10 protein-coding genes are annotated in these 14,600 nt (G+C 52.9%); 7 read left to right on the top strand and 3 right to left on the bottom strand.

Translation table 11 applies throughout. From position 1 onward, the window contains the following. The first annotated feature begins 180 nt into the window (after positions 1 to 180). From metB to metF, 3 genes are all read left to right on the top strand, one after another. Positions 181 to 1,341 carry a cystathionine gamma-synthase gene (gene metB, locus QRY16_RS05045; RefSeq protein ID WP_193406095.1) on the top strand — a complete coding sequence of 387 codons (1,161 nt, stop codon included), beginning with the start codon at positions 181 to 183 and terminating at the stop codon, positions 1,339 to 1,341. A gap of 2 nt (positions 1,342 to 1,343) precedes the next feature. Further along, positions 1,344 to 3,779: a bifunctional aspartate kinase/homoserine dehydrogenase II gene (locus QRY16_RS05050; protein ID WP_289775851.1), complete on the top strand. Its 2,436-nt coding sequence runs from the start codon at positions 1,344 to 1,346 to the stop codon at positions 3,777 to 3,779. A gap of 210 nt (positions 3,780 to 3,989) precedes the next feature. Beyond that, positions 3,990 to 4,886: a methylenetetrahydrofolate reductase gene (gene metF, locus QRY16_RS05055; RefSeq protein WP_193406093.1), complete on the top strand. Its 897-nt coding sequence runs from the start codon at positions 3,990 to 3,992 to the stop codon at positions 4,884 to 4,886. 117 nt (positions 4,887 to 5,003) lie between these two features. Here metF and ppc read toward each other — a convergent pair whose 3' ends face one another. Together ppc and argE are read right to left on the bottom strand one after the other, a co-directional pair. Further along, positions 5,004 to 7,655 (bottom strand): phosphoenolpyruvate carboxylase, encoded by a 2,652-nt coding sequence (ppc, locus tag QRY16_RS05060; protein ID WP_289775852.1) that lies wholly within the window; start codon positions 7,653 to 7,655, stop codon positions 5,004 to 5,006. Positions 7,656 to 7,898: 243 nt separating this feature from the next. Next, on the bottom strand, positions 7,899 to 9,047 hold the full coding sequence (argE, locus tag QRY16_RS05065) for an acetylornithine deacetylase (RefSeq protein ID WP_289775853.1): 1,149 nt from the start codon (positions 9,045 to 9,047) through the stop codon (positions 7,899 to 7,901). A gap of 167 nt (positions 9,048 to 9,214) precedes the next feature. On the opposite strand from argE, the gene argC reads away from it, so the two are divergent. The 4 genes from argC (at position 9,215) to argH (ending at position 13,720) form a co-directional block, all read left to right on the top strand. Beyond that, positions 9,215 to 10,219: an N-acetyl-gamma-glutamyl-phosphate reductase gene (argC, locus tag QRY16_RS05070; protein ID WP_289775854.1), complete on the top strand. Its 1,005-nt coding sequence runs from the start codon at positions 9,215 to 9,217 to the stop codon at positions 10,217 to 10,219. A gap of 18 nt (positions 10,220 to 10,237) precedes the next feature. Beyond that, positions 10,238 to 11,014: an acetylglutamate kinase gene (argB, locus tag QRY16_RS05075; RefSeq protein ID WP_289775855.1), complete on the top strand. Its 777-nt coding sequence runs from the start codon at positions 10,238 to 10,240 to the stop codon at positions 11,012 to 11,014. A gap of 24 nt (positions 11,015 to 11,038) precedes the next feature. Beyond that, complete coding sequence (locus QRY16_RS05080) at positions 11,039 to 12,256, top strand: argininosuccinate synthase (RefSeq protein ID WP_289775856.1); 1,218 nt, start codon at positions 11,039 to 11,041, stop codon at positions 12,254 to 12,256. A 90-nt stretch (positions 12,257 to 12,346) separates the two neighbouring features. Then, positions 12,347 to 13,720, top strand: a complete 1,374-nt coding sequence (gene argH, locus QRY16_RS05085; RefSeq protein ID WP_289775857.1) for an argininosuccinate lyase — start codon at positions 12,347 to 12,349, stop codon at positions 13,718 to 13,720. 114 nt (positions 13,721 to 13,834) lie between these two features. Here the strand turns inward: argH and QRY16_RS05090 are convergent, their stop codons facing one another. Continuing rightward, positions 13,835 to 14,569 carry a glutathione peroxidase gene (locus QRY16_RS05090; protein WP_289775858.1) on the bottom strand — a complete coding sequence of 245 codons (735 nt, stop codon included), beginning with the start codon at positions 14,567 to 14,569 and terminating at the stop codon, positions 13,835 to 13,837. Positions 14,570 to 14,600 lie beyond the last annotated feature (31 nt).

Below are 14,600 nucleotides of genomic sequence, written 5' to 3' on the forward strand. Positions count from 1 at the left end.
CGTTCAAAGTCGCATATACACAATCCTGAACGTCAGGCGATGACGCATAATTTTAGCGGGTATTGCGTTTTTGCTCAACCTATACGCAAAGACATTTAGATGTCCAGATGTATTGACGTCTAATTACGGAGTGCTATCCTGTTGCCTTCTTAATTTCACTCTTCAGGAACAGTTAGCACCATGACGCGTAAACAGGCAACCATCGCAGTTCGCAGCGGTTTGAATGATGACGAGCAATATGGCTGCGTTGTCCCACCCATTCACCTTTCCAGCACGTATAACTTTATTGATTTTAACGAGCCGCGTGCTCACGACTATTCGCGTCGTGGTAATCCAACCCGTGACGTAGTGCAGCGTGCATTGGCCGAGCTGGAAGGAGGAGCGGGGGCGGTATTAACCAATACCGGCATGTCAGCGATTCATCTGGTGACAACGGTGTTCCTGAAGCCTGGCGATCTGCTCGTCGCGCCACATGACTGTTACGGTGGCAGCTATCGCCTGTTTGATAGCCTGAGCAGGCGCGGCGCTTATCGCGTAAAATTTGTCGATCAAGGTGACAAAGCGGCATTGCAGGCAGCGCTTGATGAAAAGCCGAAGCTGGTGCTGGTGGAAAGCCCCAGCAACCCATTGCTACGCGTGGTTGATATTGCCGCTATTTGCGAAGCCGCTCGCGCAGCCGGGGCAATCAGCGTGGTCGATAACACCTTCCTCAGCCCGGCGTTGCAAAATCCACTGGCGCTGGGTGCCGATTTAGTCGTCCACTCCTGCACTAAATACCTTAATGGGCATTCAGATGTCGTGGCGGGTGCGGTCATTGCTAAGGATCCTCAGCTGGCCACCGATCTCGCCTGGTGGGCCAACAATATTGGCGTGACCGGCGCGGCATTTGACAGTTATTTATTGTTGCGTGGTCTGCGCACCTTATCGCCGCGCATCAACGCTGCCCAGCGCAACGCCCTGGCAATAGTCGATTACCTAAAGCAACAGACGTTAGTGAAAAAGCTGTATCATCCTTCACTGCCCGAAAACGCCGGACATGAGCACGCGGTACGTCAGCAGCGCGGTTTTGGCGCAATGTTAAGCTTTGAAATTGATGGAGACGAAGCTTTACTGCGCCGTTTCCTGAAAGCACTACGGCTGTTTACGCTCGCAGAATCACTGGGCGGCGTAGAAAGTTTAATTTCTCATACTGCAACCATGACGCATGCGGGCATGTCAGCCGAGGCGCGGGCCGCAGCGGGCATCTCCGAAACGTTGCTGCGGGTTTCTGTAGGTATTGAAGATCACGAAGATTTAATTGCCGATTTGGATAATGCATTCCGGGTCGCTGCCGAGGGTTAATAATGACGATTTCAGCAGGCGCAGGAACGCCGAACAGCAAGCAGTTGCACAAATTTGGTGGCAGTAGTCTGGCGGATGCTCGCTGCTATCAGCGCGTGTCCAGCATTATGGCAGGCTACAGCCAGCCGGGTGATATAATGGTGGTTTCTGCCGCTGGATCGACGACTAACCAGCTGATCAGCTGGTTAAAGCTCAGCCATAGCGATCGCCTTTCGGCGCATCAAGTGCAACAGGCTTTACGACGCTATCAAAGCGAACTGATTAGCGCGCTGCTTCCTGCTGAAATGGCTGAACGTTTAATTGAGCAGTTTATCCGCGATTTGGAAAAACTGGCCGCACTGCTGGATGGTAATATTACTGAAGCCGTGTACGCCGAGGTGGTGGGTCACGGCGAAGTCTGGTCAGCACGCCTGATGGCCGCGGTTTTAAGCCAGAATGACATTGACGCCTGCTGGCTGGATGCCCGCGACTTTTTGCGTGCCGAGCGAGCAGCACAACCGCAGGTAGATGAAGGGAAATCGTGGCCGCTGCTGCAAACCTTGCTGGCGCAGCATCCGCATAAGCGTGTGGTGGTGACCGGATTTATCTGTCGTAACGATGCCGGTGAAACCGTGCTGCTGGGCCGTAATGGCTCCGATTACTCTGCAACCCAAATTGGCGCGTTGGCGGGTGTAAGTCGCGTCACCATCTGGAGCGATGTGGCCGGTGTTTACAGCGCTGACCCACGCAAGGTCTCTGATGCCTGCCTGCTGCCGCTGTTGCGTCTCGACGAGGCCAGCGAGCTGGCGCGCCTTGCTGCGCCGGTATTACATACCCGCACGCTACAGCCCGTTTCCGGCAGCGATATTGACCTTCAGTTGCGCTGTAGCTACCAGCCAGAACAAGGCTCAACGCGTATTGAGCGCGTGCTGGCCTCTGGCACCGGTGCGCGTATTGTCACCAGCCATGACGATGTATGCCTGGTCGAGATTCAGCTACCGGAACAACATGATTTTGCCCTTCTGCAGAAAGAGATCGAACTGCTGTTGAAGCGTGCGCAGCTACGTCCGCTGGCGGTTGGTGTGCATCCCGATCGGCAGTTATTGCAGCTTTGCTATACCTCTGAAGTGGTTAACAGCGCTTTCACGCTGCTCCAGGATGCCGGTTTGCCGGGGCATTTGCAGTTACGTGATGGGCTAGCCCTGGTCGCTTTGGTTGGGGCAGGCGTTACCCGTAATCCGTTGCATACTCACCGTTTCTGGCAGCAGCTAAAAGATCAGCCAGTTGAGTTTGTCTGGCAGTCGGAAGATCATATCAGCGTGGTTGCGGTATTACGCGTGGGCCCTACTCAACATTTGATCCAGGGCCTGCATCAGTCACTGTTCCGGGCGGAAAAACGTATTGGCCTGATTTTGTTTGGTAAAGGTAATATCGGTTCACGCTGGCTGGAACTGTTCGCACGCGAACAGGAAACGCTGTCGGCACGCACGGGGTTTGAATTTGTTTTAGCGGGCGTAGCGGATAGCCAGCGCAGCCTGCTGAACTATGAAGGGGTTGATGCCCGTCGTGCGCTCGCCTTCTTTGACGATGAGGCTGAAAAGCGCGACGAAGAATCCCTGTTCCTGTGGTTGCGTGCGCACCCGTTTGACGATCTGGTGGTGTTGGATGTTACCGCTAGCGCACCGCTGGCTCAGCAGTATCTTGATTTTGCCAGCCACGGTTTCCACGTCATTAGCGCGAATAAAGTGGCTGGCGCATCCGACAGCCAGACCTGGCGTCAGATCCGTGATGCGTTCACTAAAACAGGCCGCCACTGGCTTTATAACGCCACAGTCGGCGCTGGCTTACCGATTAATTATACGGTGCGCGATCTGCGCGACAGCGGCGACACCATATTGTCAATCAGCGGTATCTTCTCAGGCACGTTATCGTGGTTATTTCTGCAATTTGACGGTACGGCGCCTTTCACCGAGCTGGTGGATCAGGCATGGCAGCAAGGCTTAACCGAACCTGATCCGCGCGTTGATCTGTCTGGTCAGGACGTAATGCGTAAGCTGGTAATTCTGGCGCGTGAAGCAGGATATAACATCGAGCCGGATCAGGTACGGGTTGAGTCATTAGTCCCCCATAACTGTGAAGAAGGCTCAATCGACCATTTCTTCGAGAATGGCGATGCGTTAAACAAGCAGATGTTGCAGCGTTTTGAAGCGGCACAGGAGATGGGGTTAGTGCTGCGCTATGTGGCGCGCTTTGATGCTAACGGCAAAGCGCGCGTGGGTGTAGAAGCGGTGCGACCGACGCACCCGCTGGCCTCGCTGCTGCCGTGTGATAACGTGTTCGCCATTGAAAGTCGCTGGTATCGCGATAATCCACTGGTGATCCGGGGGCCGGGGGCCGGGCGCGATGTCACCGCAGGCGCAATTCAGTCAGATATTAACCGTCTCGCCCAGCTATTATAATTTTTCAGGCGGGCGCGTTTATCGCCTGCCTTTTTCTTATTTCTCGCCGCATGTTGAATTTTATTCACGTTCCCTGAAGATTTGTCACTTTTCTGGTTCATTTTTAAGTTGACGCTGCGCGAGGAATCGTTCATTTTGAGCATCTGGACGTCTAAACGTATGGATGTTCGCAGGGCGACAGTTAACCGATGTGATCGATGAGGTAGCAGGATGAGTTTCTTTCATGCCAATCAGCGCGAAGCGCTAAATCAAAGCCTGGCAGAGCTGAACGGGCAAATTAATGTCTCTTTTGAATTCTTTCCGCCTCGTACCAGCGAAATGGAAGACACACTGTGGAGTTCAATCGATCGCCTGAGTAGCCTGAAGCCCAAATTCGTTTCGGTAACCTATGGTGCCAATTCGGGCGAGCGCGATCGTACCCACAGCATTATTAAAGGCATCAAAGATCGCACCGGTTTAGAGGCGGCACCGCACCTGACCTGCATTGACGCCACGCGTGGTGAGTTACGTACCATTGCGCAGGATTACTGGAACAATGGCATTCGTCATATTGTGGCGTTGCGTGGCGATCTGCCAGCGGGCAGCGGCAAACCAGAAATGTACGGCTGCGATTTAGTCTCGCTGCTGAAAGAAGTGGGTGATTTCGATATTTCAGTCGCGGCTTATCCTGAAGTGCATCCTGAAGCCAAAAGCGCGCAGGCTGATTTAATTAACCTGAAGCGTAAAATTGATGCCGGTGCTAATCGCGCAATTACTCAATTCTTCTTTGACGTTGAAAGCTATTTACGTTTTCGCGATCGCTGCGTATCAGCAGGCATTGACGTTGAAATCATACCGGGCATTTTACCGGTATCTAACTTTAAGCAGCTACAACGCTTCGCTACCATGACCAATGTGCGTGTTCCTGGCTGGATGAGCGCGATGTTTGAAGGGCTGGATGATGATGCGGAAACACGCAAAATGGTCGGCGCGAATATCGCCATGGACATGGTGAAAATTCTTTCTCGCGAAGGCGTTAAAGATTTCCACTTCTATACGCTGAACCGCGCTGAAATGAGTTACGCCATCTGTCATACCCTGGGGGTACGACCGGCTGTGGCGGTGTAATTCTTCTTCTTATAAAAAAGCCGGGCAATTTATCGATTGCCCGGCTTTTTTTGTCTGCCATTTCGGTTGATTAGAAAGCCGCTATGTACATCACTGTATCCAGCGGCTCGTTCTACATTAACCGGTATTGCGCATGCCTGCCGCCACGCCTGCAATAGTAACCATCAGCGCTTGTTCCACACGCGCATCCGGTTCGTCACCGCGCGCTTCCTGAGCACGTGAACGATGCAACAGTTCAGCCTGAAGAACGTTGAGCGGATCGGTGTAGACGTTGCGCAGCGCAATTGATTCGGCGATCCAGGGCTGGTCAGCCATCAGATGTGCGTCGTTGGCAATGGTCAGCACCGCTTTAATATCCAAATCAAGCTGGTCGCGCAGCTGCTTGCCCAGTGGCCACAGTGATTTATCAACCAGACGTTGATCGTAATATTCCGCCAGCCACAGGTCGGCTTTCGAAAACACCATTTCCAGCATGCCGAGGCGAGTCGAGAAGAAAGGCCAGTCGCGGCACATCGCTTCAAGCTGATCCTGATGGCCCGCTTCCATCGCCTGTTGCAGCGCCGCACCGGCGCCCAGCCAGGCTGGCAACATTAAGCGGTTCTGCGTCCAGGCGAAAATCCACGGAATTGCACGCAGCGACTCAACGCCACCGGTGGGACGGCGTTTCGCCGGACGCGAACCGAGCGGCAATTTACCCAGTTCCTGCTCTGGTGTTGCCGAACGAAAATAGGGTACGAAATCTGGATTTTCACGTACGTAACCGCGATACATTGCACATGAATCTGCGGACAGCTGATTCATAATGTTGCGCCACTCCGTTTTTGGCTCTGGCGGCGGCATCAGGTTAGCTTCCAGGATGGCACCGGTGTACAGCGAAAGGCTGGCAATAGTGACTTCTGGCAAACCGTATTTAAAGCGGATCATCTCGCCTTGTTCGGTAACACGCAGGCCGCCTTTCAGGCTGCCTGGCGGTTGTGACAGCAGCGCGGCGTGTGCGGGTGCACCGCCACGACCAATAGTGCCGCCACGTCCATGGAACAGGGTCAGCGAAATTCCTGCTTTCTCGCAGGTTTTGATTAGAGCGTCTTGCGCCTGATACTGCGCCCAGCTGGCAGCCATCACACCGGCATCTTTTGCCGAGTCTGAGTAGCCAATCATGACCATTTGCTTGCCCTGAATAAAACCGCGATACCAGTCGATGCTAAGCAATTGGCTCATTACATCATTGGCGTTGTTCAGGTCATCCAGCGTTTCAAACAGCGGGGCAACTGGCATCGCGAAGTTAATACCCGCTTCTTTTAACAGAAGGTGTACAGCCAGTACGTCAGAGGGCGTTTTCGCCATTGAGATAACATAGGCCGCAATAGAACCCTGAGGAGCTTCAGCCGCAACGCGACAGGTTTCCAGGACTTCGCGCGTCTCATCGCCTGGCTCCCAGTTACGTGGCAGCAGGGGACGTTTAGAGTTCAGTTCGCGGATCAGGAACGCCTGCTTATCGGCTTCAGACCAGCTTTCATAGTCGCCAAGACCAAGGTAGCGCGTAACTTCCGCAATGGCTTCAGTATGACGGGTGCTTTCCTGACGCAGATCGATGCGTACCAGCGGGACGCCAAAGCATTTTACGCGGCGCAGCGTATCCAGCAGTTGGCCGTTGGCGATAATGCCCATACCGCATTGCTGAAGCGACTGATAAATAGCATAAAGCGGCTGCCACAGCTGATCGTTGGAGACCAGCAAATCAGCCGGACGTGGCAGACGTTCTCCTTTCAGGCGGCGCTCGAGAAAGGATTGCGTAGACATTAACTGGCTGCGGATACGCTTCAGGATCATGCGATACGGTTCAATCGCTTCTGGATCGCCACACAGTTCACGCACTTCATCGCTACATTCCGACATCGACAGTTCTGAAATCAGCACGCCAATATCACGCAGGAACAGGTCGGTCGCTTTCCAGCGGCTTAGCTGCATGGCATGACGCGTAATAGAGGCAGTCACGTTCGGGTTGCCGTCGCGATCGCCGCCCATCCACGAGGTAAATTGCACCGGTACGAAATCAACCGGCAGTTTAATACCGAAAGATTCTTCAACCTGTTCATTCAGTTCACGCAAAAATGCGGGCACGCCTTCCCATAAGCTGTTCTCAACCACCGCAAAGCCCCATTTGGCTTCATCAATAGGGGTTGGGCGATATTTACGGATCTCATCAGTGTGCCACGCTTGTGCCACCAATTGGCGTAAACGACGCATGATTTGATTGCGTTCGTAATCGGAAATATCGCTGTGATCGAGCTGCTTCAGACAGCTGTTCACTTCAACCAGCTTATGGATCAGCGTGCGGCGGGTGATTTCAGTGGGATGCGCGGTCAAAACCAGCTCCAGCGACAACGATTCAATCGCTTGACGGATGGCGCTTTCGCTGATGCCACGCTGCTGCTTAAGGTTTTCGAAGGTTTTTTTCAATAGCTCCGGGTGATTCGCCCCCTCGCCATTGTGAGAAATGGTTTGATACTGTTCAGCCACGTTGGTGAGATTAAGGAACTGGCTAAACGCACGAGCCACCGGCAAAAGTTCATCGTTAGACAAGTTTTGCAGCGTGTTCAGCAGTTCCTTACGATGAGTGTCATTTCCTGCACGAGATGACTTGGACAGTTTACGGATGGTTTCCACCCGATCGAGGATGTTCTCTCCAAGCGCATCCTTAATCGTATCCCCGAGCAGTTTGCCGAGCATACTGACATTACTTCGCATTGCGGAATATTGTTCGTTCATTGGACCCTGACACCCTTATCGTCTTTTAACTTATATACCCACCGGGCATAACATCGTCTTTTATCTAGCCACGTTATGTTCCGTTCGTCAATTGACTTGAAGCGTCCTGAACGTGTCGCTAAATGTCGGAAATTCATAGAATTTAACGGAAGCAAAGCGGGATAAGTTATTCTTATTGGTAAATCCCGCAGAATGACCGGGCATTTTACTGGTAATGCAGTTAAATGCCCCATTTGCTGTTAATCAGAGGCAGAAATGGCGTACGACCTGACTGATAAGTTCGCGAGTTGGCTTGATAAATGCCGTATCGATAAATTCATCTGGCTGGTGTGCCTGATTAATGGATCCTGGGCCTAAAACCAGGGTTGGGCACAATTGCTGGATAAAAGGCGCTTCGGTGCAATAGTTCACTATCTCTGTCGGCATACCCAGCAGTTTTTCCACTACTTTTACCAGCTCATGATTGGCGGGACATTCGTAACCCGGAATCGGTGGATGCAGTTCACTGACGGTAATACGGCCCGGCCAGGCTGCACTCACCGGTGCCAGCGCTTCGTTGAGTAATTCATCTAAATCGCTCAGTGACAGTCCCGGCAGCGGGCGAATATCCATATGCAATTCACAGCAGGCGCAAATGCGATTCGCCGCATCACCGCCATGAATATGACCAAAGTTCATGGTTGGATAAGGGATAGCGAACCCATCATGGTGATAACGCTCTTTCAATGTATTACGCAGCTGCATTAAATGCCCGATCGCGTCGTGCATCAGTTCAATGGCATTGATGCCCCGTGACGGATCGCTGGAGTGGCCAGACTGGCCCTGAATGCGAATCGCATTTGACAGGTGGCCTTTGTGCGCACGCACCGGTTTAAGGGATGTTGGCTCGCCAATAATGGCACAATCCGGGCGCAGCTGAGTCGATTCAGAAAAGTACTTAGCGCCTGCCATGGTAGTTTCTTCATCAGCGCTCGCCAGGATGTAAAGCGGTTTGCTCAGCGTTGTTACATCAACATCGCGTAGCGTGTCGAGAATGAAAGCAAAAAAACCTTTCATATCGGCAGTGCCTAAACCGTACAGTTTGTTGTCGTGCTCGGTCAGCGTGAACGGATCGCGCGTCCAGCGACCTTCATCAAACGGAACGGTATCGGTGTGACCGGCGAGCAGCAGGCCACCAGCGCCGCTTCCGGTGCGGGCCAGCATGTTAAACTTATGACGCGTACCGGGCACCGGCTGCACTTCAATGCTGAAGCCCAGGTCGCGAAACCAGCCAGCCAGTAAATTGATTAAAGTTTCATTACTCTGGTCCAGCGAGGCATCGGTTGCACTGATTGACGGCGTGGCGATTAGCTGGCGGTAGAGTTCGATAAAAGGCGGTAATTTTGACTTCACTGTTGACGGTCCTTGAGTTAGGATGTATCAATATTCATGCATTAATAGTGAATAAAAATACATAAAAGTCGTTTGCCTGGGAACCTAAGTTTTCTGCAAACGACACCATGGGCAACGGGGCAAGGCCGCGTCCCGGAACGTGTGACTGTAATAAGGTATACAGCCTGATGTTGAATACACTGATCGTGGGTGCCAGTGGTTACGCTGGTGTAGAGCTTGCCACTTTCCTGAATCGCCATCCACATATGAACATAACCGCTTTGGCGGTTTCAGCGCAAAGCCCGGATGCCGGTAAGCGTTTATCTGACCTGCACCCCCAGCTGAAAGGCGTGGTGGATCTGCCACTGCAACCGCTGAGCAGTGCCGCTGAATGGGCAGATAAAGTCGATGTTGTGTTTCTGGCAACCGCTCACGAAGTTAGCCACGATCTGGCGCCGGAATTTCTGAAAGCCGGCTGCGTCGTTTTCGATTTGTCAGGCGCTTTCCGCGTTAATGATGGCGAGTTTTATACCCAGTACTACGGATTTACGCATCAGCATGGAGACTGGCTGGATAAAGCTGTGTACGGCCTTGCTGAGTTCCAGCATGAAAAAATTAAAGAAGCGCAGCTGGTAGCCGTACCCGGATGCTACCCAACCGCATCACAGCTGGCATTGAAACCCCTGGTAGATGCGGGCCTGCTGAATGAAGCGCAATGGCCCGTGATCAACGCAACCAGTGGTGTAAGCGGCGCAGGGCGTAAAGCTAACGTTGGCACCAGCTTCTGCGAAGTGAGCCTGCAACCCTACGGCATCTTCACGCATCGCCATCATCCAGAAATCGTGGCGCATCTTGGTACGCCGGTGATTTTCACTCCGCATCTTGGTAGCTTTCCGCGCGGTATTCTGGCAACTATCACCTGCCGCCTGAAAGCTGGCATTAGCCGGGAAGATGTCGCCAAAGCCTTCCATCATGCTTATCACGACAAACCGCTGGTACGTGTTTACGATCAAGGCGTTCCGGCATTGAAAGCGGTGGTTGGCCTGCCGTATTGTGATATTGGATTTGCGGTACAGGGCGAGCACCTGATTGTCGTGGCGGCAGAAGACAATTTGCTGAAAGGTGCAGCGTCGCAAGCGGTGCAGTGTATGAATATTCGTTTTGGTTTCTCTGAAACGCAGTCACTGATTTAACGGACGAGTAAGTTAACCATGACCAATCCTTTAATTATCAAGCTTGGCGGCGTACTGCTGGACAGCGAAGAAGCGCTGTCCCGGTTGTTTGACGCGCTACTGGCCTATCGCGCAGCACATCAGCGCTCGCTGATTATCGTTCACGGCGGTGGCTGCCTGGTAGACGAATTAATGAAAAAACTGGCGCTGCCGGTGAAGAAAAAGGGTGGCCTGCGCATTACGCCAGCCGATCAAATCGACATCATTACCGGTGCGCTGGCGGGAACAGCCAACAAAACGCTGCTGGCATGGGCGAGAAAATATGGCATCAACGCGGTTGGCCTGTGTCTTGGCGATGCTGGTTTGGTGAACGTGGCGCAGTTTGATGAAGAACTCGGCCATGTTGGCAATGCTACGCCGGGTAATCCAGCGTTGATTAATACGTTGCTGGGCGCCGGATACATGCCCGTGATCAGCTCAATCGGGATCACCGATAGCGGTGAGTTGATGAATGTTAACGCCGACCAGGCCGCAACAGCGCTGGCTTCAACTATCGGTGCTGATTTAGTCTTGTTGTCGGATGTCAGCGGTATTCTGGACGGTAAAGGTCAGCGCATTGAAGAAATGACTGCAGATAAAGCCGAACAGTTAATTGCTCAGGGCATTATTACGGATGGCATGATTGTTAAAGTGCACGCGGCGCTAGATGCCGCTCGCACCCTGGGCCGCCCGGTGGATATTGCCAGCTGGCGCCACGCTGAGCAGCTCCCAACCCTTTTTAACGGCGTGTCGATTGGCACCCGGATTCTCGCTTAACGACTCTGATTCAAGGATTACGACATGCAAACGCAAGGCATCAAAAAAATCGTTCTGGCTTACTCTGGCGGCCTTGATACTTCTGCCATCATTCCATGGCTGAAAGAAAACTATGGCGGATGTGAAGTTGTCGCGTTCGTGGCAGATATTGGCCAGGAACGTAGCGATTTGGACGGCGTTGAGAAGAAAGCGCTACAGTCTGGTGCCTCAGAATGTCACGTGGTTGATCTGCGTGAAGAATTTATCAGTGATTATGTCTATCCAGTGCTGCAAACCGGTGCGCTGTATGAAGGAACGTATCTGTTGGGCACTTCTATGGCGCGTCCTATCATCGCTAAAGCGCAGGTTGAACTGGCGCTGAAAGTGGGCGCTGATGCGCTGTGCCACGGCGCGACCGGTAAAGGTAACGATCAGGTACGTTTTGAAACTACCTACACCGCGCTGGCGCCGCAGCTGAAAGTGGTAGCGCCATGGCGTGAATGGGATCTGCGTTCACGTGAAGCGCTGCTGGATTATCTGAAAGAGCGCGACATCCCGACCACCGCATCGCTGGAAAAAATTTACAGCCGTGACGAAAATGCATGGCACATTTCTACTGAAGGCGGAGTGCTGGAAAGCCCAGCGAACGCACCGAACAAAGACTGCTGGGTGTGGACCGTTGATCCGCTGGACGCGCCTGATCAGCCTGAAGATGTTACTGTGACCGTAGAAAAAGGTCGCGTAGTCGCGGTAAACGGCGAAAAACTGAGCCCGTTCCAGTGCCTGGAAAAACTTAACGTAATCGGCGCTAAACACGGCGTAGGTCGTATTGATATTGTGGAAAATCGCCTGGTGGGCATTAAGTCGCGCGGTTGTTACGAAACCCCAGGCGGCACCATTATGATCAATGCGCTGCGTGCGGTTGAGCAGCTGGTTTTGGATCGCGACAGCTTCAAGTGGCGTGAGCAGCTGGGCCATGAAATGGCTTATGTTGTTTATGATGGCCGCTGGTTTGCGCCGCTGCGTAAATCTATCCAGGCCGCCGCTGAGTCGCTGGCTGAAGACGTGAATGGTGAAGTTGTCCTGCAGCTGTATAAAGGCCAGGCTGCGGCTACGCAGAAACGCTCTGCGAACAGCCTGTATTCAGAAGAATTTGCGACCTTCGGTGAAGATGAAGTCTACGATCATCGCCATGCGGGCGGCTTTATCCGTCTGTTCTCGCTCTCGTCACGCATTCGTGCGCTGAACGAGCAGAAGAAGTAATTCGCAGGCGAGGTGCGCCTCGCCTCATAGCATAACCACAGGGCGGCATTTATGCCGCCCTTCGTTTAACGATTTGAAGGAGATTTTCACATGGCACTTTGGGGTGGACGGTTTACCCAGGCAGCAGATCAACGTTTCAAACAGTTCAACGATTCGCTGCGCTTTGATTATCGCCTGGCGGAGCAGGATATTGTCGGCTCAATCGCCTGGTCCAAAGCGTTAGTGACAGTGAATGTGCTGAATAGCGATGAACAGCAACAGCTGGAAGCTGCACTGAATGCATTGCTGGAAGAGGTACGTGCCAGTCCTGAACAGATTTTACAAAGCGATGCCGAAGACATTCATAGCTGGGTTGAAGGTCAGCTAATCGAGAAAGTCGGTGCGCTGGGTAAAAAACTGCACACTGGCCGCAGTCGTAACGACCAGGTCGCTACCGATTTAAAGCTGTGGTGCAAAATGCAGGTGGAAGCCTTGCTGGGTGCCACGCGTGAACTGCAACAGGCGTTGGTAGTAACGGCAGAAGCCAACCAGGACGCGGTGATGCCGGGTTATACCCATTTACAGCGTGCGCAGCCGGTAACGTTTGCACACTGGTGTCTGGCGTATGTGGAAATGCTGGCTCGCGATGAAAGCCGTTTGCAGGATACGCTGAAGCGTCTGGACGTTAGTCCGCTGGGCTGCGGCGCGCTGGCCGGAACAGCGTATGAAATCGATCGGCAACAGCTGGCGGGTTGGTTAGGTTTTGCCTCAGCGACACGTAACAGCCTGGATACCGTTTCCGATCGCGATCATGTACTTGAGCTGTTGTCTGATGCTGCAATTGGTATGGTGCATCTATCGCGCTTTGCTGAAGATATGATTTTCTTTAACACCGGCGAAGCAGGTTTTATTGAGCTGGCAGACAAAGTCACCTCTGGCTCATCTTTAATGCCACAGAAGAAAAATCCGGATGCGCTGGAGTTAATTCGGGGTAAATGTGGCCGCGTACAGGGTGCATTGACCGGCATGATGATGACGCTGAAAGGCCTGCCGCTGGCGTACAATAAAGATATGCAGGAAGACAAGGAAGGGCTGTTCGATGCGCTGGATACCTGGCTCGACTGCCTGCACATGTCTGTGCTGGTGCTTGATGGTATTCAGGTGAAGCGTCCGCACTGTCAGGAGGCTGCTGAGCAAGGTTACGCAAACTCTACTGAGCTGGCAGATTATCTGGTCGCTAAAGGTGTACCGTTCCGGGAAGCGCACCATATTGTTGGTGAAGCGGTCGTGGAAGCGATCAAACAAGGCGTAGCGCTGGAAGCGTTGTCGCTGGCGCAGCTGAAGCAGTTTAGTACGGCGATTGAAGAGGATGTGTATCCGACTCTGGCGCTCCAGTCCTGCCTCGACAAACGTAACGCCCAGGGTGGCGTATCACCGCAGCAGGTGGCGTATGCCATTACTGAAGCGAAGCAGCGTTTAGCGTAAATTGCAGATAAAAAAAGCGGGCACAGAAAATGCCCGCTAACCTCTAACTTCAGAATTACCACTTTCTTATAGGCACATCATCAAAGGCCAGCTCCCAGCTGACACAGAGATTTTTTACGCTGACAGCAGAAACTGTTCAAGGTCATCGCTACCGCCAATGTGACGGCCACCGATAAACACTTGTGGCACCGTGGTGCGGCCGGTAACGGCACGTAAACTCACGGTAGTGGCATCTTGCCCCAGCACGATCTCTTCGTACTGAATACCGCGATCCAACAGCATCTGCTTAGCTTTGGTGCAGAACGGGCAGCCTGGCTTAGTGAAGACAGAGACTGGTTCCTGCACTTTAAATTCTGGTGCCAGATAACGCAGCATGGTGTCTGCATCAGACACTTCAAACGGGTCGCCCGGCTTGTTTGGCTCAACAAACATCTTCTCAATGACACCGTTACGGACCAGCATAGAGTAACGCCAGGAGCGTGGACCGAAGCCCAGATCGGCCTTCTCCACCAGCATATCCATGCCGCGTGTGAATTCGCCGTTGCCATCGGGGATAAAGGTAATATGTTCAGCGCGCTGTTCGGCTTTCCACGCATTCATCACAAAGGTGTCGTTCACAGAGACGCAAAGAATGCTGTCAACGCCGTGCTGCGCAAACACGCTGTGTAATTCGTTGTAGCGTGGCAGATGGCTGGATGAACAGGTTGGGGTAAAAGCACCTGGCAGTGAAAACACGATGGCGGTTTTGTCTTTGAACAATTCATCAGTGGTGACATCAACCCAGCGATCGCCCTGACGGGTGTGAAAAGTGACCTGCGGGATCGGTTTACCTTCCTGACTTGCAAACATATTTTCTCCTCGTGAGCGACAGCTTTGAATT

Source organism: Mixta mediterraneensis, assembly GCF_030283135.1.
Taxonomy (GTDB): Bacteria; Pseudomonadota; Gammaproteobacteria; order Enterobacterales; family Enterobacteriaceae; genus Pantoea; species Pantoea mediterraneensis.